This window comes from Mesomycoplasma ovipneumoniae, from assembly GCF_038095975.1.
Lineage (GTDB): Bacteria > Bacillota_I > Bacilli_A > Mycoplasmatales > Metamycoplasmataceae > Mesomycoplasma > Mesomycoplasma ovipneumoniae_C.
Map to the genome: position 1 here is coordinate 732,057 of NZ_CP146003.1, position 26,958 is coordinate 759,014.

Consider the following 26,958-nt stretch of genomic DNA (forward strand, 5'->3'; position numbering starts at 1 on the left):
AACATTATACTACAATAATAAAAAAATAATAATTGTTACACCAAAAAATATTAAAGTAGAGATTGAATCTGTTACAGTTGCTAAAATTGGCGCTGACATAACAGCAGGATCTCTTTTTGTTGCTTTTGCAATCATTGGAATTATTGCGCCAAGAATTTTAGAAAAAATAATTACAGTTAAAAGTGAAAATGATGAGGCAAAAGAAATAATTAAAACATAATCGCGAATCGTTAAATTTGAAATTGAATTTTCGGGAATTTGCGAGTTTTTAATCTCACCTGAGAGAGTAAAATAAATTACTAACCGTATAAAGTTAAGAACCATCAAAACTGTGCCAACAATAGCTCCAACGCCAATTTCTTTTAAAAGAACCTTAGAAAAAAAGTTAGAACGATTAATTTCCTTTAATGAAATCGAGCGGACAATTGTTGTTGCTGATTGGGAACCAGCATTTCCGGCCGATCCAGAAATTACCGGGATCATTGAAACAATTGTGGTAATAAAAGATGAAAGGCCAATTGATTTAATTGAATCATTTTCGCTAATTGCATCAGTGAATTTTTGAATAATAAATTGCGACAAGGTTGAACCAAACATTAAAATTATTAGTCAAAAAACACGGGATTTAACAATCTGGATTATTGTGGTTTTAAGATAAGAATCCTCAACTTCTTGCGGTAAAATTCCGGCTAATTTATAAATATCACTTGTTGCTTCTTCTTTAACAATGTCAATAATATCATCACTTGTAACCATCCCAATTAATCTTTGGGCGGTATTTACAACTGGTAAAACGGAAAAATCATTTTTAGCGAAAACTTCAGCGGCATGCTCTTTTTTGTCAGTTGTTACTAAAAAAGGAACTTGAAAAACTATTTTTTCAATATTTAAATTAGGATCAGAAAAAACTATATCTTCAAGTGTCGCAGCGCCAATCATTTTTTTTTGCGAATCAACAACATAATAATAATGCACAAGTTCAGAAATATCTTTATATTTACGGATTTTTTCAATCGCTTGGGCACAAGTTAATTCATTTGAAAGATAAACAATATCAACGGACATAAAAGAGCCGATTTGATTTGAATTATATTGTAAAAGTTGGTTAACCCTTTTTCTTGTATCTGGATCAATATTACGCAAAATTCGTTTAGCAACATTATCAGGAACTTCATCTAAAAGCTCAACAATTTCATCAGCATAAAGTTCATCAAGAAGTTGATTCATCATCTCATTTGGCAAACTGATGACTAATTCTGATTGAATTTCAGGTGAAAAAAAGGTAAAAATTTCGCCGGCTGTAACGGTGTCTAGCATTCTAAAAAATAAAAGACGCTGAAACTGACTAAATTTAGATACTTCTTCAGCTACTTCTGAAAGTGGTTTTTGGTTTGTGTATTCACGGACTTGATTAATTTTTTTATTGTTTACTAAATCAATTAACAAAGAACTTTTTGGTTCAAAATTTTGCATTAAAAGTTATTTTTTAGCAGTATTTGTTTGACTTGAATTTAGTTCTTTTGTTAAAACTTCAGTAAAAGTTTCAAGATTTGTAACCTTAAAAAAATTTGCATCACGAACAATCACAACCTCACCACTTTGTTCTGAAACAACAACTGTTATTGAATCAGAAACCTCAGAAATACCTAAAGCAGCCCGGTGGCGGGCGCCATATCGGTCTTCAAGTGTTGATTCAGAAACCGAAAAATATGTAGAGGCATACAAAATTCGGTCATCAACAATAATAACTGCCCCATCATGCAATGGCGAACTTTTTTGAAAAATAGCGATTAAAAGCGAGGAATTTATTAAGGAATCAATTTTTACCCCGTCAGTACGGAGACTATCAAGAAGAATATTACGTTGCAAAGTGATAATTGCACCGACTTTATTTTTGGATAAATATTTAACTGCAAAATAAAGTTCATAAACTATTTTTCTTTGCGTAGATATGCCTAAATCAACAAAACTACGATTAACCTTGTTTTTATGCAGTGTTTTTATATGATTGTAAATAAAAAAAACTGCAAAAAAAAGACCTAAAACTAGGGTTAACGCTGAAATTATCAAAACAACAATATCTAAATCCATAATAGCCCCTTTTTACTTTATTTAAAATATTATATATTATTTTTTTATTTTCGACAAACAATTATTTTTAATTATTTTTTTACAGTTTTTTTACTTTTTAAAAAAATACAACTACTATTTAAACTCAACGCAAATAGAAAACTCATTTTTATTTAAATTGAGCCTAAAAAAATATATGAAGTTTTGAAAGAACAATAACTAAAAGCCCTAAATTTATAGATTTCTAAACGGTTAAATTTAAGGCATTCCATCATATCTAAAAATATAACGGAAAATTCGCACTGCCTGATTTTTTTATGACAAAAACATCCTTGATTACCCCTTAATTCAATATCAAAATTTATTAATTTATTCTTAGTGAAGTTTATTATAACATAATTTTATTTTAGACCAAACATTTTTTTTTTTTTTTTTACAAAGGGTTAAATTTAAAATAATAAAGATTAGGACTTTAGTTCAAAAAACACGGATTTAGCGGTTTTTCCGCATTTATATTCACTAAAAAGTGAATTTTTGCCATCAAACTGTCAAACTCAGGAGAAACAATTATTTTTAATTATTTTTTTCAGACTTTACTTTTTAAAAAATATAAACTCCTTTTTCCTAAAAATTTTTAAGAAAAAGGAGTTTATATAAAATGTTAAATAAAATAAAAATTTTAAATAATACCAGCGCCGTATAAAATAAACATAATCACAACAACAAGAATTACAGCAATCAAGGCAAAAACGATAAATCATAAAACATAAGAAGGAAGACCTCAAATTGTTGATTTTTCGGTTGCAACGATAATAATTTCTTCATCTTCATCCACGCTTGAAGTTGAAGCGGCAATTACTCGGGTAGCCTCATCAACACTTAAATCACCAAGGCCAACTGAAAGTCCGCCAGATGATTGGACATTATAACCACCAAAGCCACGTTTTGTGTTAAATAATTCATCATCAACGATTGAACTGTGATCACTACGGTTAAGATCTAGGAAAGCTTGATAGACAATTCCCTGGAATAATGGGATAATTGCTGGAAATTTATTTAGTTCAAAAGTCCCAATTTGTGGATAATAAGGGTGAATTTTGACTCAAGAATAATCAAGAACTAGCTCAACTATTTGCGGAATCTCAACTATTTGAGGTTGAGGAATTTCCACTATTTCAATTTTAGGAATATCAACTATTTCAACAATTTTTTCATGAACAATTGGGCGTCCATGTTTTAAAACTGAAAGTGGGTCAACGTGATTGAAACTATCAGGGTGATTTCAGAAATTAATTACTTTTAATAAATAGTCAATTGAAATTCCTTTTTTGGCAAAAAGGTATTTACATGCTGGACAATTTTTGGCCTCAAGTAAAAAAGCACGATACTTTTGACAAAAACGGCAAGAATAAACATGTAGACAAGAGGAACAATTTTGATTAAAAAGTGAATCTGACTCAAATAAATTATATCTTAAAAGTGCTCGTGATTCATAATAAGGATAAAATGAAAGTTCAGCAATTTTTTGTTCAATGTCGATATTTTTGCTTTTAAGAATTAGCTGGCATGCTTGACATTTTCGGGCTTCACGATAATAAGCAGCTAATTTACGGCACTTTGGACAGAAGAAATTATGATTGCAAGCCGGACAAGGTGAATTATAAGTTTGCTGTCAAATTAATGAGGTTAATTTTTGGAGATCATTTGTTCGAAGTTCTTTTAATTTTTTCTCAAGGTCAAGGTTTTGTGCTCTAAATTTAGCAAGGCAGGCTGGACAATTTTTAGCCTCAAGTAAATAAGTTGCATATTTTTGACATCACTGACAAGATGCATTATGAAAACAAGCTTTACATTTGATATTATTTGCTAAATTATTATAATATGAATTGCTTCGGAGTAAATTTATCTTAGCATCAAGGTCAAAATTTTGCTCCTTAAATTTAGCAAGACAGGCTGGACAATTTTTGGCCTCAAGTAAATAGGTACGATATTTTTGACACCAAGGGCAAGTTGCATTATGGTTGCAAGCTTTGCAATTTACAGTTAATTTTAATGAAGCTAAATGACTAAAATATGAATTATCACGAAGTAAATTTAGTTTAGCGTCAATGTCAAAATTTTGTTGCTTAAATTTATCAAGGCAAGCTGGACAATTTTTGGCCTCAAGTAAATAGGTACGATATTTTTGACACCAAGGGCAAGTTGCATTATGGTTGCAAGCAACGCAATTACTAAAATAAGGGTTTTTTAATAAATAAGAGGGATAGCTCGGATGTGAAAGTTCACGAATTTTTTGGCTAATACTAATATTTTTAGCTTCAAAAAGCGCTTTACATTTAGGGCAATTTTGATCCTCATTTAAATAAGTGCGATATCTTTGACACCAAGAACAAAGGGCATTATGAACACAAGTTTTGCAAATTTTCGGCTCTTTTTTGGAATAGCTAAGACTTTTTTGGGCAGGAAGTCTTAGTTCGGAAATTTTTCCAAGATAGTCAAAATTTTTTTGCTTAAATCTATCAAGGCAAGCTGGACAATTTTTGGCTTCAATCAAATAAGTACGATATCTTTGACACCAAGAGCAACTTTTATTATGTCCACAAGTCTGACAAGAATGAGATGAGTCTGAATTTTCAGGAGAAAAATCGCAATATTCTGAATGAATTTGGTGATTTTCTTCTTGAGCAAAATTATTAGCTGTTTTTAACGAATAAATTTGATTTTCGGACTGATCATGATCAGAGTGATTATCTTTTTCCAAAAGTTCATCTTCAAATTCATGGTCACTGACTTTTTCAACTAATGCTTGACTTACTGAGTCAACTTTTTCAAGTAATTCATTGTCAAATTGATCAGAAATATCTTGATTAAAAACTAAATTTGGTGAAATTTTAGCTAAATTTTGCTCATTTTCATCTGATGAATTAAGGTAATCTTCTTGGTCTTGATCTTGGTCAAATTCTTCTAAAGTTTTAGAATCTTGTAAATCTAGATTAGATTCATGAGTCTTTTGTGCTGAAAGTTCTGAGTTTTCTAAATTAACTAAAGAAGAATTTTTGTCATCTTCTTGGTCTAAATCATCTGCTGATTCAATAATTTCAAGCTCAACTAAATGACAAGGACATTCACTATTAAGCTCTTCAAGATGATTTTCATCATCACAAACTGGACACTCAATTGGGTGATCGGTGTTATTTTGTTTTAATGCATAGAGAATTTCTTCGATAGTTTTCTCATTTTCAGTAATTAAAATTTCGGTTTTTGGTTTTTCTTTGTTTAATTTAGATTTTAAACTTTGTAAATCAAAATCTTGTGATTGGTGCAAAGTTAAATTTTTAGGTTGACTAGTTTTTTGATTTGGCTGAGTTGATTCATTTAGATTGAAATTCGGGTCATCAGCCAAAATTTTAGCTATAAATTGTTCTTTTTTTTCTTGACTAAGTGACCTAAAATTAATCGCTAAAGGAAAGGAAATTACAGATCCAAATTTCTTATTACGCAAAACTCAAAGCCGAACTGGTGTTTTAAGACTTTCAATTTTTAGAAAAACATCAACTAGAGAGTTAAAAAGACCAACGGTTTCCTTTGCGAATTTTAGCCTATAATAACAGTCTTTTTCATTGTGAAACTCGTCACAAATCTCTGTGAGATAAAATCTTAACGTTTTGGTTTTGTTCATTTTTCTAGCGACTTCTTTTTGATCTTTATATTTAAAGTAATGTAAATTATAGAATAAAATTTGTAATTATACTAATAAAAAATAAATTTTGCTTTTGAACAAACGCAAAATCTATTTCAATTTTAACATAAAACGAATAAATTTTAATGTTATTTTCACAAATTTTTCTGTTTTTACATTTTAGTTTTGATTTTTTGCCTTTTTGAAAATTATACTATAATTTTAAAGCATATTTTAATTTTTTATATATTATTTTTTGCATTTTTTTTCATTTAACAAAAAAAATTGCAAAAATAAAAATTAAAAGGCTTATAAGACAAAAAAGCTATAAATTCATAGCACAAAATTTATTTTTAGTTTTTTTAGATATGTTAATTTACTAGTTTATCACGAGTTTCGCAGTTCGATGAGAAAATCTTAAAAAAAGTGTGTGTGATTTTCGGACTTTTTTAACTTTTTTGTCAAAGTTAATAACCTATTTTAAATATTCGGGTTACTAGGAACACCATCGCGATTTTTAAACATGATTTGCTGATTTGAAGTATAAATTCAACGCTTTGTCTTAATTTTTGCCATCAAACTAGGAAAATCAGGAAAAATAACTATCAAAGCAAAACACTAAATTTTAAATCTAAGACTCATAAAAAGAAAAATCTACTCTTTAATCAAATAAAACAAACTAAAAAAGCTAAAATTTTAGCTTAAAAAGCAAAATTATGAAATATTTAAACTGCTTTTTTAGTTTAAAACACTGACATAAATAATAAAAATACAACTACTATTTAAACTCAATGTAAATAGAAAACTCGTTTTTATTTGCATTGAGCCTAAAAAAATATATGAAGTTTTGAAAGAACAATAACTAAAAGCCATAAATTTGTAGATTTCTAAACGGTCAAATTTATGGCATTCCATCATATTTAAAAATATAATGGATAATTCGCATTTTCTGATTTTTTTATGGCAAAAACATTCTTAATTCCCCCTTAACTCAATATCAAAATTTATTAATTATTCTTAGTGAGTCATATTATAACAGAAATTTTTTTTAGAGCAAGCATTTTTTTTTTTTTTGCGGGAATATTAAATAAAACCGTTATAAGACAAAAAAGCTATAAATTCATAACACAAAATTTATTTCTAGTTTTTTTAGATATATTAATTTATTAGTTTATAATTTTAAGCGTAACATTAATTTTTTTTAAAGGAAAATAATAAAGAATGATACCAACCTATAAAACTAAAAAATTTATTGATGAAATTAAATTTTTTAATAAAAAAGTTCTTTTACGTGTTGATTTTAATGTTCCAATTCTTGAAGGGAAAATTACTTCAACAAAAAGAATTACCGCGAGTTTAAAAACCATTGAGAAAATTGTTACTGATGGTGGTAAACTTATAATTTTATCACACCTTGGTAGGGTTAAAACCCCTGAAGATTTGAAAAAAAAGTCGCTACGAATTGTTGCCGAAGAATTAGCTAAAATTTCACAAAAAGAAGTCAAATTTGTTGGGCAAAACCATGGCAAAGAAGTTGAAGAAGCAATTAATCAACTTGAAAACGGACAAATTTTAGTGCTTGAAAACACAAGATTCCAAGATCTTGAAAACAAAGCTGAATCAAAAAATAATCCAGAACTTGGAAAATATTGAGCTTCATTAGGTGATGTTTTTATAAATGACGCCTTTGGGACACTTCACCGTGCTCATGCATCCAATGTCGGAATTGCAACTCACATCAAAGAGTCAGCAATCGGTTATCTTGTAAAAGAAGAACTTGATGCACTGTCAAAAATTGTTTTTGAACCACAAAAGCCTTTTTATGCAATTGTTGGTGGGGCAAAAATTTCTGACAAAATTGGGATAATTTCCACTCTACTTGAAAAAGCTGACAAAGTTTTAATTGGTGGAGGAATGGGTTATACATTCAAAAAAGCCCTTGGATACAAAATTGGAAAGTCAATTGTTGAAGAAGACAAAATTGAATTAGCCCTAAGTTTGATTAAAAAGTACAATGATAAATTAATTTTACCGCTTGATGCTGCTTTGTCTGAAACATTTGAAGATGTAGCCCCAGTTTATAACGAAAAAAATCCACTTGAAATTCCAGATCACCTTGAAGGTTTAGATATTGGCCCAATGACTATTAAATTATTTGAATCACATTTAAAAGATGCAAAAACTATTTTGTGAAATGGGACTCTTGGTGTTGCTGAGTTTTCTAATTTTGCCACCGGAACTCGTGAAATTGCAAAAGTAATTTCAAAACTTGAAAATTGCTACAGCGTAATTGGTGGTGGCGATTCAGTTGCCGCAATTGAAGCTGAAAAATTAGGTGATGCTTTTAGTCATGTTTCAACTGGTGGTGGTGCTTCAATTAGTTTTATTGAAAAAGGCGATCTAATCGGTCTAGGCCCAATTCAGGAAAAAGCCTAAGAATTTATAGCATTTTTTTAATTTTCTCACTTAACAAGTCCTGTTTTTTAAAACCAAAAAAGCAGGACTTGTTCATTTTTTATTTTATAAGTAAAGTAGATTAATTTTTATGAAAAGTGTTTTCTTTGACGAAAAAATTGTTGAATCTCTAACTAAAACTGAAAAAATTATTATTAAATTGGCAGAAGAAAATCCACAATTTTTCTATCAGTCCAATCTAAAATCATTAGCAAATAAAACCCAATCTTCAATAACGCTCATTTCAAATTTAGCAAAAAAGTTAAGCTTTTCTAGTTTTAAAGAAATGCAGTTTCATGTTTATTATTTATTCCTTAATTCAGAACAAATTTCAAATAAAGTAAAAAACCAGCAAAAAACCGATAAAAACAAGCTAATTATCGAACAACTTTATAAATATTATCATAATTCACTAGTTCAAACATTAGAACTTGTTGATCTTGAAAAAATCCAGGATTTTGCCCGTAAAATTATCGAGAGCAAAAAAATTTTTATTTATGGGGCTGGTTCTTCTTCAATTGGGGCCAGCGAACTAGCGATTAATTTGCAAAAATTAGGGCTAAATTCAGTTAGTTTTCGTGATTTTCATAATTTTTTATTAGTTAGTGTTCAATCTCAAGCGCTAAAAATTTTGTTTTCAAAATCTTGTAAAACAAAAGAAATTAATTTTGTTATTAAAAAGTTTATTGAAAATAACGACAATTTTATTGTAATAACAGCAAAAAAACAAATCGATATTCCCAAAAAAAATTTAATTTTTTACCAAACACTCGAGCAAAAAAACCGTTTTATTTCGATCTCATCGAAAATTAACCAACAATTTATTTCTGATGTTATTTTTTTCAGTGTTGCTAATTTAATTTCTGAGCAATATGAAGAAAATTACAAGAAAAACCTTGAAATTCTTAAAGAATGAAACGAGTAGTTGAAAAACATTCATAAAAAACTTCAAATTTGCAAAAATTTTTTTATTTTTCTTTTATTTTTAACTAAATAATGGATTATTTAAGTATATAAAATTAAAAGAAAGGAAGGTTTTTATGAGTATTTTTTCTAAAGATTTTATTTTTTTAGACCAAGATCTTAATTCAAAAGAAGAAGTTTTTGAATTTATTGCTCAAAAAGCAGTCAATCTTGGAATTGGAACTGAAAAAAATAAAATCTTTGACGATCTTTTGGCTCGTGAAAATGAAATCTCTACTGGACTTGAGTCAAATTTTGCAATCCCTCATGCTCAAAGTAGCGCTATTGAAAAACCGGCGCTGCTGTTTTTAAGTCTAAAATCTGGGCTTGATTGGCAAAATTTTGATGATTCTAAGGCAAAATTTATTTTTTGCATTTTGCTGCCAAAGTCTGGTTTTGAACAAAATCAAGTTGAAATTTTGGCAAAAGTTGCACGAATTATTCTTAATCCCGAAATTAAAGAAATAATTTTATCCAAAGATGAAAATGTTATTTTTAATAGCATTTCAAAGTTTATTTTTGAAAAAGACCAAGTGGAAAATCACGAGACAAATTCACAAAAAATTCCCATAAATGCAAAAAAAGTTGTTGGAATCACATCTTGTACCGTTGGAATTGCTCACACTTATTTAGCAGCTGAAAAATTAGAAATGGGACTAAAACAAAATGGCTATATCCCTAAAATTGAAACTCGAGGGTCAGTTGGTCCTAAAAATGTTTTAACAAAAGAAGATATTGAAGAGGCCGAATTTGTCATAGTTGCCAGTGATCTTGAAATTGACAGCTCAATTTTTGACCAAAAAAAGGTCTATTTTACAAGCACTAAAGCCGCAATCCATGAAACTGAAGATGTAATCCAAAAAGCAAAAAAAGCACCAATTTTACATAATAAACAAAAAAAACAAACGCAAAATCAGGAAAATCGAACTAGCATTGTTAAACATATTATCACCGGAATTTCATACATGATTCCTTATGTTGTCTTTGGTGGAATTATGATCGCCCTTTCGCTAGGAATTGGAAAAGCCATTTATGGTAATGCTGAGGCAGCCCCAAAAGGTGATTTTCTCTGATGAATGCTCGAAATTGGGGTAATTGCCTTTAAATTAATGATCGGTGTTTTAGGTGGATACATTGCCTACTCAATTGCCGGACGGGCCGCACTTGCTCCAGGATTTATTGTTGCAACTGTCGGTAATACGAACGATTTATTTTATGGAATTGGCGGAATTTCTGTTCAAACACCGATGGGATTTATTGGCGCAGTAATTTTTGGAATTCTTGTTGGTTACAGTGTTAAATACATTAACTCACTAAAAATCCAAAAATCTTTAAGTGCAATTTTACCAATTTTTGTAATTCCAATTGGAGTCAGTCTATTTTGATCTTTAATCGTAATTTTCTTAATTGGGGCTCCTATTGGTTGAGTGCTTGACAAATTAATCGCTGGATTAAAGCATGTTTTTGAAAACAAAGACGGAATTGGGATTGGTGTTGCCTTTCTTTTAGGTCTTTTACTTGGTGGAATGGCCGGATTTGACATGGGTGGCCCAGTAAATAAGGTTGCTTTTTTAACTTCAACCGCTCTTGTTTCAACTCAAGTTTATGAACCAATGGGAATGATGGCAGCAGCAATACCGGTTGCACCAATTGGAATGGGAATTACAACCTTAATTTGACGTAGAAAATTTACAAAAGAAGAAAAATCACTTGGACTTTCAGCAATAATAATGGGGTTTATTGGAATTTCTGAAGGTGCTATTCCTTTTGCAATCGCTGATCCAAAACGGGTAATTAGTGCTAATGTTATTGGTTCAGCAGTTGCTGGTGGACTTGCTGGACTTCTTGCTGTTACAAATCAAGCCGGACATGGGGGACCAATTGTTGCAATTCTTGGTGCTGTTGGTTCAATAAAACACGGAATTGGTCTTGGAATTGCCTTTTTCTTTTTGTCAGTTATTGTCGGAAGTTTTACTACCGCACTAATTTATGGACTTTGAAAGGATCGTAACTTTAATATTTTTAGCAATTTAACCCGAAAAAATCACAAAAAAGGAGCTAAATAATGAAAATTAAGAAAATAGATAATAAAAAACTGTTTTATATTGTGATTTTTTCGGCCTTAGCTGTCCTTATTTTTGGAATTATCCTTATTAGTTTAAATATTACCGAACACCAAGAATTTATTAACGCAACAATTGCCAAAAAAGAAGCGGTACCAAGTCAAGGTTTTGTTTATGGCGTATTTTTACTAGTTATGGGAATTTTAGGACTTATTTTATCAGCATTTATCGGTAATGATGTTTTTAACAAAAAATTAGGTCAATCTAACTAAATGAAAGATTATTTTGTTTTTGTTGAACCATACCAAAAAAATACTTTATGAGCTGGGCAAAATTTACAAAATCAGCTGAAATCTAGCAAAAAAATTGGCGAACTTTGACTAATTTCAGCACAAAAACACGGTCTTTCACGTGTTAGTGGGCAAAATTTAGATGAATTTTTTGCACAAAACCGCCAATTTTTTGGTTTTTACCCACATAAAACTTACCCAAATCTTCATAAAATTATTGATGCCGGGCAAAAACTGAGTCTCCAAGTTCATCCTGATAATAAATTAGCAAAAAAATTAAATTCTTTTGGCAAAGATGAGGCTTGACTCGTGCTAAACAAAGGCGATGATCCTTTTATAATTGGTGCAAAATCAAATGATTTTGCTGAGAAAATTACAGAAATTAATAACGAAAATATCGACAAATACTGTAATTTTTCTGATCTTGAAAAAAATGATTTCGCCTATATTAGCGCCGGACTTATCCATTCTATTCCTCAAGGCGCCCTTGTTTATGAAATTCAGCAAAATTCAGACTTAACTTTTCGAATTTTTGACTTTGATCGACTTGACACTAATGGACAAAAAAGAGAACTTCATTTTGAACTTGCAAAGGTCGCAATAAAACCAAAATTAAGTCCAAAAATTATTCATGACAACAAGAAAAATCAACAATTGCTAGTTAAAAATAAATTTTTTAACCTTGAAAAAGTAAAAATTAGCCAAAAATTTTTACTTTTTCCCCAAAATGATGTTTTTTGGTATGAAATTATAATAATTTCTGGTCAAGGAAAAATTAATGATGCTCCTTTTAAGCCGTTTGATGCCATATTAATATCAGGTCAAATTGAAAAACCAATTGAATTTCAAGCAGAAAATGCACTAATTTTAATAAACAAAATAATTTAATTTTCCTTGTTTTCCCCGAATTTCCCAGTTTGATGAGATAATCTTAAAAAGTGTCCGATTTTTGGGCACTTTTTTAACTTTTTTGGCAAAAGTTAATTACCTATTTTAAAACACTGGCAAAAATCAATTTACGGATAAAACAACAAAAATCATAAAAAATACAACTACTATTTAAACTCAATGCAAATAGAAAACTCATTTTATTTAAATTGAGCCTAAAAAAATATATGAAGTTTTGAAAGAACAATAACTAAAAGCTCTAAATTTGTAGATTTCTAAACGGTTAAATTTAAGGCATACCATCATATTTAAAAATATAATGGAAAATTCGCAATATCTTATTTTATCACACCAAAAAACATATCTTATCCTCCTTAATTCAATATCAAATTTATTAATTATTCTTAAGTGAGTTTTATTATAACATAATTTTATTTTAAACCAAGCATTTTTTTTTTTTTTTGCAAAAGCTTAATTTGAAAATATCAAAAATTAAGATTTTAAGCAAAAATACCCGTAAATCAGGGTATTTTTTCCTAAATAGAAGATAAAAATGCAACGTATGATATAATAATATTATTGTTGCATTTTTTTATTTAGGAAGTATCATGGAAAAAAGAAAATTTAAACATTTTAGTTTCGAAGATTTAGTAAAAATTGAGTTTTTATTGCAGAACAATAAAAGTATTAGGTATATCGCTAAACAACTTAATGTTTCGCCCTCAACTGTCTCAAGAGAAATTAAAAGAAATCTAAATGAATATGGAATTTATGAAGCTAATTTAGCAATAACAAAAAGACGAAAAAGATATTATCATAGGTATTATTTTAGATTTGTTGAGTTAGGAAAATATGAGGAATTTAGCAAAATTTTTGCAATAAAATACGACAAAAAAGTCCATGGAGTTAAAGCGACATATTTTTATATAGCAGAAAATTTTCCGAACATTGAAAGACCGTCTTTAAAGACTGTTTTTAACTGAATCAAAACTAATAAATGGGTAATAGTTAGGAGTGACAGACTCAGACAATATTACAAAAAAGGTGGAAAAAGAACCAGAAATGCCGTGCAAAGATTAGTTCCAGCAGGCTATGTAAAACCCATTTGAGCACGCGATAAATCCATAGATTCAAGGCAAGATTTTGGACATTGAGAGCTAGATTTAGTTGTTGGCAAAAAGACTAGCGGACACGATAGTATCCTTACCTTAGTAGAAAGAAAAACCAGAAAATTATTTGCTAAAAAAGTACGAAATAAAAATCCCAGAGCCATCAATAAAGCCATCAAAGATCTTGCAAATGAAAATAATTTACATATCAAAACTATCACTTGCGACAATGGATTGGAATTTGAGCAAATTGCATTATTGGCATATTGGTTAAAAATAATAGTTTATAAAGCAGAGCCATATGCTTCATTTCAAAGAGGTTCTAACGAGCATGCCAATGGATTAATTAGAAGGTTTTATCCAAAAGGTTTTGATTTCAACCTAATCAGCGATGATGATTTGCAAAATACAATTGGTAAAATTAACTCAATGCCTAGGGAAATTTTTAATTGAAAATCCGCTTTAGAGGTCTTTAATGATAACTTGGTGATTTAAGGTTTAAAAAAAATCGCCAAACGGCGGTTTTAAAAATATCTTTGTGTTGCATTTATATTTTTAATTTGGGAAAAATACCCGTAAATCAGGGTATTTTTGCATATTTATACTCAATAAAAGTGAATTTTTGCCATCAAGCTGTCAAACTCAGGATTTAATTTTCCTTGTTTTTTTTGCAAAAATAAAAACCGCATTTGCGGTTTTTATTTTGAAAAACTTTGAAATTTTACTCAATTGCTTGAAAAGTATCTCTACTATTTTCAACATGTTCTGGTTTAAAAACAATTTTTTCTGAACCATCATCTTTTCAGAAAATAAATGTGTAAAATTTACCTTTTTCTAGTTTCTGATCTTGCTCATCTCATCGAAAAACTAAAGGAAATTCAATATTATCACCTTCGATTGCGGTTGTACGAGCGACCTTAACTTTTAAAGGATCAACTAAAGTGTTGTCAGTCAGTGATTTTACTTCACTAGCATAGGCACTTCATTTTCCTGTAACACCTTTTACCGGTGAGTGATGCAATTGGAAACGGAAAACACCTTCACTATTTAGCCTATTTTCACTTCTTGCAGCTGGAAATAATAAGGTTCGAGTTTTGACATTATCTTTTTTTGGAATATTAAATGGAGCAGAATGAAAGTCGATTGTTTGGTTGGTTTTTCTAGTTGTTGTTGTTTGAGTGTCCATTTTTACAGGTTTATTTTTGTCTTCTTGACTAGATTGGGAACCTTTTTTAGTTTCAGGAGCTGTTTGGTTATTGTGTTGGCATGATAAGACAATAAAAACTGGCAACACAGAAGCGATTGGAAGAAGCCTTAATTTTGCAATTTTTTTTATATTTTTGAACATTTTTTTCCTTTTTTGGTCTGTTTTCTATTTTTTTACTTTGAAAAACAAAGAATTTAAATAAAGCAATAAGATTTTACAGACCCTTAATTTAAATTTAAATTACAATATTATACTATTAATTTTTAAATTATTAATGCTAAAATGCAAAAAAATTTTATATTTTTGGATTTTAAAAATTTACATGGTATATTTTATTGAAAATCAAAGGAAAAAGTGCAATAATTACTAATAAATTACTACAAAAATTGATAAAAGTGGTAAAATCAAAGCCATAGATAAAAAAACTAGCTGTCTGAATTTTTCACAAATTTAGCCACTTTTTAGCAATTTTTATTGGAAAATAACTAAAAAGTGCATTAAAAAAGAGTATTTTATAATAATTCCTTTTAAAATTGACCAAGGAGTAAAAATGAAAATAATAAATGATTATTCTAAATTTGAAGACTATAAAATCAAGGCAAAAGAGGAATTTCGGCCTAAATTAGACGAAATTATCAAGAAAAAACATTCAAAGACTCTTGAAAAACTTGCTGGAATACAAAGTATGGCAAAAACACTTAATATTGTCTCGTCAATTTCAGTCTTTTTAACTGCGATTGCTTTTTTTGTTACTCTCAATTACCATCTAGGGATTGGTGGCACCATTTTTGCAATTATTCTCGGAATAATTGCAGTTGCTTCTTAAATTAGTATACTAGTTTCAGACCATTCGAAAAAAGGTGTGTCAAAATGAAACAATACAAATTCACAATTGAAGACAAATTTAGATACATAAAAATTGCCGAATCTAAAGGATTAAAAAACGCAATTTTGCATTTTGCTGAAGAATTTAGAGAAATTTACAAAAGCAAATCGAAAAGCAAAAAAGCGGATAAAGAATGAATGCTGCATATATATGCTAATAATTTGATAAGAAATTGGCAAAAAAAGTTTTATAATAATGATATGAAAAGTTTGATAAGTGTCCGCGGGAAAATCAAATCACCGCGCAAACCAAAGAAGAAATATACAATTAACGATCTTTCTGAAAATGATCGTGAAGTTTATCAAGAAATAATGGAGAATGTTCTTAGAAGATACGGGATTGACCCCGCAATTGTTCTTGAGGAGCTTAAAAAGCGAAAACAAGAACAAGAAAAAGATAAAGGTAAAATCGAAAATTGCACTAGAATTTGTAGTGTTTTTAACATTAATCGCACTTCGATTTATGAAAAGATAAGGGTGAAAAAACCACCAAAGAAAATGATTTATGATGAAAAGTTACTTGAGTGAATTCGTGAAAATTTCAATTTAAATCGAAAAGTTAAAGGGCGCGACGTTCTATATAATATTTACATAAATCAGGGAAATTATGTAAGCACGTACGTGTTTCAAAAACATTACGAATTTTTAGGATTAAAATCTCTAGCTTATAAAAAGCAAGGAAAACCAGCACCAAAAGAGAAAAAGTTTACGCGAATTTGGACTGAAGATCATATAAAAGGTGACTTTTCCTCAGAAAATTTTGGCGAAAAATGGTTTGCTGATATTAAATTTATCAAAATTAACAACGAATGATTTTACCTACACTCAATTATTGAAACAAAATCCAATTACCTGCTAAATTTTTCAGTTTCTAAAACAAGATTTTCAGAAGAAACTATAAACTTAGTAAAAGAAACAATTAAAAAGTATAATATTAAACCAAAATTTTTCCATTCAGATCATGGTGTGGAATATGCAAACTACAAATTTGCTAATTTTTTAAAACAAAACAATATCCAACAATCAATGTCCCCAAAAGGTTATGCCCTTGCAAACCGGCCTATTGAATATTTTTATGCAGTTTTTCAGCGAGAATTGCTTAATATTGAGGGCGAAAATTTTGAAAATGTGCCTACCGCTTATCAAAAAATAAGTTCATTTATTGATTGGTATAACTATGAAAGGCCTCAAAGTTGCTTATCATATAAAACTCCAAGTTATTATATGAGGTAAATTATTTGTCCAAATTTTTAAAATGAACATGCTAGAAAAAATTAACAAAAGTGGAGCAATCAAAATCATAGAAAAAAAACTAATTGTCTGAGATTTTTCTACTTATTTATTGCAGTTGCTTCTACTTTTTACTTAGGAGTCAAAAAAAAAGAAATTAGGAAAATCAGCAATGAAGTTTCAAAAGATGTCCTTGAAGATTTTAGACCAGAAGTTGCTTACAAGGCTGCCTTTTCAATTTTAGATAAAGGAATGGATTATTTAGGCTTTAATGACCAACCTAGCAACAGTATTCAAATTTCAAAAAATGAAATTAGCAGTCTTACTCCTGTTGAAATAATTGGCTCATCAAAGGCTAAAATTAGTGAACTTAGACCTCTGAAAGAATTATTAATTGATGAAAAATTCCATGTTAGCTTTACAAATGTCCGCTGACAATGAAAAGAAATAAGAAACAAAGAAACTGTAACAAGGGAAAGTTTTACTGGAATTTTAAAAATTGATACTTCAATGTTAGGTGAAAAAGGCGTTTGATTTTAAACTTTTAAAACCGAGGGGCTGATTTTCTCAAAAAGACAAAATCAAACTTGAAAACGAAGAATTTAACAAGGTTTTTAATCCAGAATCCAGTGACAGATTTAAAATCAGAAAAATGTATACCCCGCTTGCAATGGAACTTTCGCTAAAAAGATATTTTGACCGTGAAGGCGTTAAAGTTACGGATGTTATCATTGAATCTTCAGGAAATGCGATCTATTTTACTTACAAATGTGACTGAAATTTTATGTATGTTGATTTTCCAACACACATAAAAACGGCGGACGACTTTATTAATCACATTTTCAAAGATTTTTTGCTTGACACTTACAGTTTGTATTATCTTTTGTGTCTTATTTACGTTACTTTGTATTTGGACTAGTCAAAAATATGATGTTTTTGAAAAAAATATGGTATAATATGTAATTTAATTAATATTTAAAGGAAAAAAATGTCAAATTTATACAACCCTAAAAATGCTGGAAATATCGAAGGATTTGAACCTCGAATTGATAATGACTCCAAAAAACCGACTGTTTCAACAGCGGCTAAAGTTGCATTTTGAACTTTGGGGACTTTATTTTTATTTATTGGCCCAATTTATTACATTTCGCAAAAAAATAATTTTATGCGCCAACAGAATTTAATCAATGAATCAGCAGGTACAATCGAGGTTCAACTTGAGCAACGTAGTGCAACTTTATTGAAATTAGCTGACCAAGTTCGTTCCTATCGTGAATATGAAAAATCAATTTTAAGCGATATTACAAGATTACGAAGTTTAAAATCAAACATAGAAAATGCTCAAGAAATTGAAAATTTAAACAATTCATTATTTGGTAGACTAATTGCAGTAAGTGAAAATTACCCAGAATTGCAAGCATCAAAAATTTATCAAGAATTAATTGAGCAAACTTCCTATTTAGAAAGAGAGTTAGCTGCCGCAAGAAGACTTTATAATAGCAATGTTAATTCTTTTAACACCGAAATTTTTGTCTTTCCTTCTTCAATTGTTGCATCTTCGATGAATTTAACAACCTACCCAATGTTTAGCACAAGCAACCAAAATCGTCAAGATGTATCATTTAAAGATTTTTAATTTCTTATTAAAAATTAGTACAGCAAAAAATCATCTTAAAAACAGACATAATTTCTCAATAAATTTACAATTAAAACAATATAAAATTTAAAAAACGTACTTTTAGACAAATAATATCCTTTTAAATCTAAGAAATATTTGCTTAAATTAGTTCTTCAGATTTTTTGAGATTATTTGTCTTATTTTTTTATATTAATATAAGTTAGATTAGTCCACTAATTTTGAGTTAGGCAAACTAATAATAAACCGCATTTGAAAAGTCTAAAAAAACTTTGACTTTATAAGTAAAAAATAAAAAAACCTTGTAATTTATAGCATTTTTTAGCTGTTTTATTGAAAAATAACCAAAAAGTGTAGAGTAAAAAAGAGTATTTTTATAATAATTCCTTTTAAAATTGCCCAAGGAGTAAAAATGAAAATAATAAGTGATTATTTTAAATTTGAAGACTATAAAAACAAGGCAAAAGAGGAATTTCTTCCCAAATTAGACGAAATTGTCAAGAAAAAACATTCAAAGACTGTTGAAAAGCTTGCTAAATTACAAAGTGTGGCTAAAACACTTAATATTGTCTTGTCAATTTCATCCGTTTTAACTACGATTGCTATTATTGTTCATCTCACTTACTATAAAAATTTTACTGGCGTGCTTTTTGTAGCTATTCCCGGAATAATTGCAATTGCTTCTACTTATTACTTAAGACTCAAAAAAAAGCAAATTAGATCAATCACAGATGAAATTTCAAAAGACGTCGTAGATAGTTTTAAGCCAGAAGTTGCTTACAAAGCTGCCTTTTCAATTTTAGATAAAGGAATGGATTATTTAGGTTTTAATGACCAAATTAGCAACAACATTCTAATTTCAAGAAATGAAATTAGCGATCTTACTCCTGCTGAAATCATTGGCTCATCAAAGGCCTGAATTAGTGAAGTTAGACCTCTGAAAGAATTATTAATTGATGAAAAATTCCATGTTAGTTTTACAAATGTCCATTGACAATGAGAAGAAAGAAAAAACAAAGAAACTGTGACAAGAGAAAGTTTTACTGGAATTTTAAAAATTGATACTTCAATGTTAGGTGAAAAGGCATTCGATTTTAAACTTCTAAAACCAAGGGGATGATTTTCTCAAAAAGACAAAATCAAACTTGAAAACGAAGAATTTAACCAGATTTTTAATCCAGAATCAAATGACAGATTGAAAATCAGAAAAATGTATACGCCTCTTGCAATGGAACTTTCACTAAAAAGATATTTTGACCGTGATGGCGTTAAAGTTTTGGATGTTACTATTGAATCTTCAGGAAATGCGATCTATTTTACTTACAAATGTGACTGAAATTTTATGTATGTTGATTTTCCAACATACATAAAAACTCCAGATGACTTTATTAATCACATTTTCAACAATTTTTTGCTTGACACCTACAGTTTGTATTATCTTTTGTGTCTTATTTATGCTACTTTGTATTTGGAGTAGTTAAAAACATAATATTCTCAAAAAAAACTTGTAATTTATAGCATTTTTTCGATTTTTTTAATTGATTTTTTAATTGAAAATATCATTAAAAGATCAATTAAGAAGGTTAAACGGACACTTTTTTAACTTTTTTGGAAAACTCAGAAAAATAACTATCAAGGCAAAAACACTAAATTTTAAATCTAACACTCATGAAAGAAAAATCTACTTATTAATCAAATAAAGCAAGCTAAAAAAACTAAAATTTTAACTAAAAAGCAAAATTTAAAATCTTTAAACTACCTTTTTTAGTTTAAAACACTGGCAAAAATCAATTTATGGATAAAATAACAAAAATCATAAAAAAATACAACTACTATTTAAACTCAATGCAAATAGAAAACTCGTTTTTATTTGCGTCGAGCCTAAAAGAAAATATGAAGTTTTGAAAGAACAAAAACCAAAAGCCCTAAATTTGTAGATTTCTAAACGGTTAAATTTAAGGCATTCCATCATATTTAAAAATATAATGGATAATTCGCACTGTTTGATTTTATTAGACAAAAAACATTCTTAATTCCCCCTTAATTCAATATCAAAATTTATTAATTATTCTTAAGTGAACTTAATTATAACATAATTTTATTTTAGATCAAACATTTTTTTTTTTTTTTGCAAAATGTTAATTTCAAAGCAATAAAACTTAAGATTTTAGCATCAAAAAACAAGGATTTACGGGTATTTTTGCATATTTTTATTCACTAAAAAGTAAATTTTTGCCATCAAACTGTCAAACTCAGAAAAAAAACTTCGACTTTATAAGCAAAAAGTAAAAAACCTTATAATTTATAGCATTTTTTCAATTTTTTTTAATTGATTTTTAATTTAAAGTGCGATTAAAAATCAATTAAAAAGACTAAATAGACAAATTTTTTCCCACTTTTCTAGTCAGATTTATACTTACCAAATTTTTTAAAAAAATACACTCAAAAAAGCATATAAATTACTAAACTTGTTTTTATAGTATTTTTTGCTGTTTTAAATTTTAATATACTTTATATTTTTAAATTTAATCGCTTTTTAAAATGCAATTTTATGGTATAATAGCTATTATTTCAAGTTTAGGAGGCGGTAAGATGATTAATGTTAATGAATTTCGACCTGGAATCACCTTTGAATTTGAAGGTGAAATTTTTGTTGTAATTTCAGCTCAACATTCAAAACAAGGTCGCGGACAAGCGAACGTAAAAGCGAAAGTTAAAAATCTTCGCTCAGGAGCTACCACTATCAAAACATTTTCAGGTGGTGAAAGAGTCCAAAAAGCTCGTATTGACAAAATTACAATGGTTTTTCTATATAATGAAGGTCAAAATAGTGTTTTAATGGATGATTCAACTTATGAGCAAATTAGTATTGATAATGAAAAAATAGCCTGAGAACTCAATTTTTTATCTGAAGGTGTTAAGGTAAAATTGCGTAAATTTAATGATGAAATTTTAGATATTGAACTTCCGCCAAAAATTGAATTAAAAGTTGCCTCAACATTTGATGCCGTAAAAGGTAATACAACAACAAATCCAACAAAAAGGGCAACATTAGAAACTGGTTTTGAAATTGATGTTCCTTTATTTATTAAAGAAGACGAAATTATCGTTGTCTCAACTGAAGAAGGAAAATATGTTTCAAGAGGAGGACAATAAAATGACTAACGACACTAAAATAACTAATGCAGCAGAATTGGAATCTAAAGAAAAAGTTGATAAATTCAAAAAAAAGTTTAAATATCTTGAAGAATTAAGTGTAAATTCTCTAAGAATTCACAGTAACGAAGCAATAAATAGGGCAAATTCTGGTCATCCTGGTGTTGCAATTAGTGCTTCAAAAATGATTTATGCACTTTTTCGTGATCATATAAATTTTGACCTCAGTGATCCAAACTGAATTAATCGCGACCGTTTTGTTTTGTCTGCAGGTCATGCATCTTCGCTTTATTATTCACTTTTATATAGTTTAGGTTTGCTAAAAAAAGAAGATCTTGAGAATTTTCGGCAAAAAAATTCAAAAACACCTGGACATCCAGAATATGGTCACACTGTTGGAATTGAGGCAACAACTGGCCCGCTTGGTCAAGGAATTGCAATGGCTGTTGGACTTGCCCTTGCTCAGTCACATTTAAATGCAAAATTCAAAGAAATTAACCACTACACCTATGTAATTTGCGGGGATGGCGACCTTCAAGAGGGAATTTCCTATGAGTCACTTTCACTAGCTGGACATTTAAAACTTAAAAATTTCATTGTTTTGTATGACTCAAATGATATTCAACTTGACTCACCTGTAAGTGTTGTTTTTAGCGAAAATATGAAACAACGAATTGAATCTCAAGGTTTATTTTACCAATTGGTGCCAAAAGATGATGTAAAATTGATCTCCAAAGCAATTTCTAAGGCAAAAGCTTCCCAAAGACCAAGTTTTATTGAAATCAAAACTGTTATTGGTCAAGGTTCGTCTAAACAAAACACTACCGAAGTTCACGGCGCTCCACTAGGAGGTGACATTGTTAATTTAAAGAAAAATCTTAAATGAAAACACAAAGAAGATTTTTATCTTGACCCAGAAGTTAGTCAGCACTGGCAAAAAACACTTGTAAAAAGGACCCGGGCTAAAAAAGAAGCTTTTAAAATTTCGCCAGAACTTGAAGAATTTTTACAAAAAGGCCAAAATATTAATTTAGAAATTGACTTAGACCTTCCTAAAAACCAGGCAACCCGGGCAACATCGTCTTTAATTCTCGACCATATTTCCAAAAAAGTTCCTTATTGAATCGGAGGATCAGCTGATTTATCAGTTTCAACAAAAGCAAAAGGTTCAGATGGTTATTTTAGTGACCAAAATTATCAAGGTCGAAACTTAATGTTTGGTGTTCGCGAATTTGCAATGAGTGCAATTGCAAATGGAATTGCGCTTCATTCAGTTTTACGTCCTTTTGTTTCAACATTTTTTGTCTTTGCTGACTATTTAAAGCCTGCCTTAAGACTCTCATCATTAATGAAATTGCCAGTAACTTACATTTTTACTCATGACTCACTAATGGTTGGCGAAGATGGACCGACTCACCAGCCAATTGAACAACTTGCAATGCTTAGATCAGTTCCTAATTTTGCTGTCTATCGTCCTGGTGATGAAAATGAACTAAAAGGAGCCTACGAACTTGCTCTTGAAAACAAAGATAAACCTTGTGCAATAATTTTAACTCGCCAAAATATCAAATCATTTGCTGAATCAAAAGATAATTTCAAACTTGGAGCCTACTTAGCTCAAAAAGGCAAATCAAAATGAGCAATTATTGCCACCGGTAGCGAGTTAGGGCTAGCAAAAGAAGTCGCTCAAGAATTAGACCTCAATTTAATATCCTTATCAAATTGACAAAACACACCAATTTGAGATCCAAATTTTGCAATTTCACTTGAATTAGCTTCTACTTTTGGTTGAAAAGCACATGCAAAATATAATTTTGGTCATGATACCTTTGGAATGTCAGCCCCAGCAGAAGACATTCTTGATGAAATTGGCTTTCGAAGTAAAGATCTTGTTGAAAAAATTAAAAAAATTATTGACTAATTTTTTTAATTAGTATATTAATTTACCACTGTTATTTTGTTTGAATTTTGAAAAAATTCTAATAAAAATTAGTTTTTTACCCTTGAAAAAATAAATTTAACTAACAATTTAATAAGAAAAACAAACCTGATGGTAAAAAAAATTACACTATCTGCAATAGATTTTTTCCAAACAGTTATTTCATTAGGTTAATTAATAAAATGAACTTTTGATCAAGAGCTGAAAAATTTCTAAATCTTAAAATACCAAAAAAAATTTCAATAATTCCGATTTTGTCTAATCTTGTGTATTTTTGACTTTTTTATTATTTAGTTTATCGGTTGAACCCAAACAAGAAAAGAAGACATTATTTTTTTCTTGTTTGACTTTACTTAATAAGCTACCCATTTCCTTTTTTTATACTTGTTTCAGTACTGAGTTTAACTCATAATGGTGATTTTTTAAGATTTTTTTATTTGAAAATTTTCAACACGTATTTTTTAGCACATTTGTTTGAAATAATTACTTACTTAATTTTTTATTTCCCATATTCATATGTTTGTAGTTTTTTACAAAAAATGTTCAGCTTTTATTTAACAAAAAAAGTCAAACAAAAATTAGGCGGACTAAATCCAGAAAATAAATTCGATTTTTTAACTAACTTTGATTATGATAAATATTATAAATTTGCATGTCAAAGAAAACTTTATTCACCTTATTTTGAACAGATAAATTGATATAATCCTGATCAAAATGTTGAAAATATTATTAAGTCAATAAATAATTATGGATGATACCGCGAAGGCTATGTAGCCAGATATTATTCTCATATAATCTTGCAAATTTTTTTGTTTAATTCTGAAAATTCAGAATTAAAAATCAATAAAAAAAACTGAAAATATTTTTTAATAATCTATTTCATTTTTACAACAATACATTTTATATTTTCATGATACTCTATATGACTGTTTTTTGGATATGTTACTTGAAGAGAGTCAAATACTGAGGATTTTTATAAAGAACTTTTTGAAAGTACTGTCGTTTTTGTTATGCCATTAATGTTTTTTGGGATGGGTTATGTTTTTATTCCTAGACTTTTTTATTATCCAAAGACGTGAGTAACATATTGACTATTTGAAAGTTAAAAATTACTTTAATCGAATTTTAAGCAACTTAAAAAAGGCAAATTATAAGTAAATCAATATAGTTTTTAGATTTTTTCATAAATTAGCCTATTTTATTCAAGGAAATTTAAAATGCATTTTTGATCAACAGTTGAAAAATTTCTAAATCTTAAAATACCAAAAAAATTTTCGAAAATCCCGTTTTTATCTAATCTTCTGTATTCTTGGCTTTTTTATTATTTAGTTTTTCGGTTGAACCCTAACAAGCAAAGAAGACATTATTTTTTTCTTGTTTTGCTTTGCCTAATAACTTACCCGTTTCCCTTTTTTGTGCTTGTTTTAGCACTAAGTGTAAGTGATAATGGTTATTTTTTAAGATCTTTTTATTTGAAAATTTTCAACACGTATTTTTTAGCACATTTGTTTGAAATAATTACTTACTTAATTTTTTATTTCCCATATTCATATGTTTGTAGTTTTTTACAAAAAATGTTCAGCTTTTATTTAACAAAAAAAGTAAAACAAAAATTAGGCCAACTAAATCCAGAAAATAAATTCGCTTTTTTGACTAACTTTGATTATGATAAATATTATAAATTTGCGTGTCAAAGAAAACTTTATTCACCTTATTTTGAACAGATAAATTGATATAATCCTGATCAAAATGTTGAAAATATTATTAAGTCAATACACACTCATGACTGATTTCAAGGCTATGTAGCCAGATATTATTCTCATATAATCTTGCAAATTTTTTTGTTTAATTCTGAAAATTCAGAATTAAAAATCAATCAAAAAAAATGAAAATATTTTTTAATAATCTATTTTATTTTTACAACACTACATTTCATATTTTCATGAGCCTCTATATGAGCGTTTTTTGGACATGCTCTTTGAAGCAAGTCAAATACTGAGGATCTTTATAAAGGACTTTTTGAAAGTAATGCTATTTTTATTATACCATTAATGTTTCCTGCGATAGGTTATAGTTTTATTCCTAGACTTATTTATCATCCAAAGACGTGAGTAACATATTGACTATTTGAAAGCTAAAAATTACTTTAATTGAGTTTTAAGCAACTTAAAAAAGGCAAATTATAAGTAAATCAATATAGTTTTTAGACTTTTTATATAAATTAGCCTACTTTATTTAAGGAAATTTAAAATGAACTTTTGATCAACAGTTGAAAAATTTCTAAATCTTAAAATACCAAAAAAATTTTCAAAAATGCCGTTTTTGACTAACGCTTTGTATTTTAGACTTTTTTCTTTTTTAGTTTTTAAATTTAATCCTAATAAGCAAAAAAAGCATTATTTTTTACTTGTACTGCTTTACTTGATAAGTTTTTCGCTTCCTTTTTTTGTAGTTGTTTTAGCATTAATTTTAAGTCCTAATATTGATTTTCTAAGAGAACCATATCTTAAAATTTTTAATAATTATTTGATTACACTCGCTTTTGAAATAAGCACTTATTTAATTTTTTATATTCCATATTCGTATTTTTGTGGATTTTTGCAAAAAGTATTCCATTTTTATTTAGCCAAAAAAGTAAAACAAAAATTAGGCAGTCTAAATCCGCAAAATAAATTTGATTTTTTAACTAACCTTGATTATAATAAATATTATAATTTTGCTGTAGGGCGTGTAACTTACTTTAGATCTGGGGTAAGTAAAACTGATAAAAATGATCCTAACAAAATTATAAAAAATATTCTGGCAACATTTGAAAGTAGAGTTAACATATTTATTCCTGGTAGAATTTTTTCTAGATATTATGCCCAAATAGTTTTGCAAGTTTTTTTATTTAATAGTCAACATCAAACATTAAAAATTGATGAAAAATACTGAAAAGTTTTTCTTTTTATCCATTTTATATACTTTGTCATTGATTATGGTTTACTTTTATTCATATTTTGATTAGGCATTGAATTTTTTAGAGCCACTATAATAGTTGATCTTGAATTTAAAAGATTTTTATTGATTTCTTCTTTTCCCCATATTGTTCAACTTGCTTTTTTAGCAACTGTATATTTTATAAAACCTTTGGGCTATGATGCCATTTTTAAAAGTATGAGCTAATGATTCTGAAAACAAGGCGATAAATCAGTCATTTTTTATTATTTCTAGTTTAGATCCATTTTATCTTTCAAAATAATTCTTGGACAATTCAAAAAAAGTAAAAAAGTAAGCTAGAAACGCTAAAAAAGTTAAAAAAATAACCATAAATAATGTATAATAAATAAATTAATAATCGAATTTTCTCTATAATTATCTGATTTATCGAAAAATTGGGAATATTAAAT

Annotated in this window: 20 protein-coding genes and 1 pseudogene; 16 read left to right on the top strand and 5 right to left on the bottom strand. The window is 28.5% G+C overall.

The features are described 5' to 3' along the window. Positions 1-9: 9 nt before the first annotated feature. From mgtE to V3255_RS02570, 4 genes are all read right to left on the bottom strand, one after another. Positions 10-1,473 (bottom strand): magnesium transporter, encoded by a 1,464-nt coding sequence (mgtE, locus tag V3255_RS02555; protein WP_341516227.1) that lies wholly within the window; start codon positions 1,471-1,473, stop codon positions 10-12. A gap of 6 nt (positions 1,474-1,479) precedes the next feature. Beyond that, positions 1,480-2,091, bottom strand: coding sequence for a diadenylate cyclase (locus V3255_RS02560; protein WP_044283912.1), 612 nt, complete (start codon positions 2,089-2,091; stop codon positions 1,480-1,482). A gap of 658 nt (positions 2,092-2,749) precedes the next feature. Further along, positions 2,750-5,749: a hypothetical protein gene (locus tag V3255_RS02565; RefSeq protein WP_341516228.1), complete on the bottom strand. Its 3,000-nt coding sequence runs from the start codon at positions 5,747-5,749 to the stop codon at positions 2,750-2,752. A 480-nt stretch (positions 5,750-6,229) separates the two neighbouring features. Next, positions 6,230-6,358, bottom strand: coding sequence for a hypothetical protein (locus V3255_RS02570; protein WP_265347896.1), 129 nt, complete (start codon positions 6,356-6,358; stop codon positions 6,230-6,232). A gap of 612 nt (positions 6,359-6,970) precedes the next feature. Between V3255_RS02570 and V3255_RS02575 the strand changes: the two genes are divergently transcribed. The 6 genes from V3255_RS02575 to V3255_RS02600 all read left to right on the top strand — a co-directional run bounded on the left by V3255_RS02575 (position 6,971) and on the right by V3255_RS02600 (position 14,011). Beyond that, a complete protein-coding gene (locus V3255_RS02575) occupies positions 6,971-8,185 on the top strand; it encodes a phosphoglycerate kinase (RefSeq protein ID WP_333503576.1) in 1,215 nt (404 codons plus the stop codon). Positions 8,186-8,294: 109 nt separating this feature from the next. Next, positions 8,295-9,128 (top strand): MurR/RpiR family transcriptional regulator, encoded by an 834-nt coding sequence (locus V3255_RS02580; protein WP_333503577.1) that lies wholly within the window; start codon positions 8,295-8,297, stop codon positions 9,126-9,128. Between the two features lie 115 nt (positions 9,129-9,243). After that, on the top strand, positions 9,244-11,232 hold the full coding sequence (locus tag V3255_RS02585) for a fructose-specific PTS transporter subunit EIIC (RefSeq protein ID WP_318084987.1): 1,989 nt from the start codon (positions 9,244-9,246) through the stop codon (positions 11,230-11,232). Further along, on the top strand, positions 11,232-11,501 hold the full coding sequence (locus V3255_RS02590; RefSeq protein WP_333503578.1) for a hypothetical protein: 270 nt from the start codon (positions 11,232-11,234) through the stop codon (positions 11,499-11,501). Before V3255_RS02585 ends, V3255_RS02590 begins: the two co-directional genes overlap by 1 nt. Further along, on the top strand, positions 11,502-12,407 hold the full coding sequence (locus V3255_RS02595; protein ID WP_341516229.1) for a type I phosphomannose isomerase catalytic subunit: 906 nt from the start codon (positions 11,502-11,504) through the stop codon (positions 12,405-12,407). A 608-nt stretch (positions 12,408-13,015) separates the two neighbouring features. Then, complete coding sequence (locus V3255_RS02600) at positions 13,016-14,011, top strand: IS30 family transposase (protein ID WP_277446776.1); 996 nt, start codon at positions 13,016-13,018, stop codon at positions 14,009-14,011. 226 nt (positions 14,012-14,237) lie between these two features. On the opposite strand, the gene V3255_RS02605 is transcribed toward V3255_RS02600, so the two are convergent. Continuing rightward, positions 14,238-14,864, bottom strand: a complete 627-nt coding sequence (locus V3255_RS02605; protein WP_333503579.1) for a hypothetical protein — start codon at positions 14,862-14,864, stop codon at positions 14,238-14,240. Positions 14,865-15,273: 409 nt separating this feature from the next. On the opposite strand from V3255_RS02605, the gene V3255_RS02610 reads away from it, so the two are divergent. From V3255_RS02610 to V3255_RS02655, 10 genes and pseudogenes are all read left to right on the top strand, one after another. Continuing rightward, positions 15,274-15,549 carry a hypothetical protein gene (locus tag V3255_RS02610; protein ID WP_341516230.1) on the top strand — a complete coding sequence of 92 codons (276 nt, stop codon included), beginning with the start codon at positions 15,274-15,276 and terminating at the stop codon, positions 15,547-15,549. A 44-nt stretch (positions 15,550-15,593) separates the two neighbouring features. Next, positions 15,594-16,841 carry a DDE-type integrase/transposase/recombinase gene (locus V3255_RS02615; RefSeq protein ID WP_303437772.1) on the top strand — a complete coding sequence of 416 codons (1,248 nt, stop codon included), beginning with the start codon at positions 15,594-15,596 and terminating at the stop codon, positions 16,839-16,841. Between the two features lie 108 nt (positions 16,842-16,949). Beyond that, positions 16,950-17,757, top strand: a pseudogene (locus tag V3255_RS02620) (DUF3137 domain-containing protein); the annotation flags it as partial. A 69-nt stretch (positions 17,758-17,826) separates the two neighbouring features. After that, positions 17,827-18,474 (top strand): LemA family protein, encoded by a 648-nt coding sequence (locus V3255_RS02625; protein WP_044283922.1) that lies wholly within the window; start codon positions 17,827-17,829, stop codon positions 18,472-18,474. Positions 18,475-18,886: 412 nt separating this feature from the next. Beyond that, positions 18,887-19,951 (top strand): DUF3137 domain-containing protein, encoded by a 1,065-nt coding sequence (locus V3255_RS02630; RefSeq protein ID WP_341516231.1) that lies wholly within the window; start codon positions 18,887-18,889, stop codon positions 19,949-19,951. A gap of 1,115 nt (positions 19,952-21,066) precedes the next feature. Beyond that, on the top strand, positions 21,067-21,630 hold the full coding sequence (efp, locus tag V3255_RS02635) for an elongation factor P (RefSeq protein WP_044283931.1): 564 nt from the start codon (positions 21,067-21,069) through the stop codon (positions 21,628-21,630). Position 21,631: 1 nt separating this feature from the next. Beyond that, positions 21,632-23,551 (top strand): transketolase, encoded by a 1,920-nt coding sequence (locus V3255_RS02640; RefSeq protein ID WP_333503582.1) that lies wholly within the window; start codon positions 21,632-21,634, stop codon positions 23,549-23,551. Positions 23,552-24,108: 557 nt separating this feature from the next. After that, positions 24,109-24,675 carry a hypothetical protein gene (locus V3255_RS02645; protein WP_333503583.1) on the top strand — a complete coding sequence of 189 codons (567 nt, stop codon included), beginning with the start codon at positions 24,109-24,111 and terminating at the stop codon, positions 24,673-24,675. Between the two features lie 468 nt (positions 24,676-25,143). Beyond that, on the top strand, positions 25,144-25,707 hold the full coding sequence (locus V3255_RS02650; RefSeq protein ID WP_337896401.1) for a hypothetical protein: 564 nt from the start codon (positions 25,144-25,146) through the stop codon (positions 25,705-25,707). 112 nt (positions 25,708-25,819) lie between these two features. Continuing rightward, entirely contained in the window at positions 25,820-26,734 is a 915-nt protein-coding gene (locus tag V3255_RS02655) for a hypothetical protein (protein WP_333503585.1), read from the top strand. The last annotated feature ends 224 nt before the right edge of the window (positions 26,735-26,958 follow it).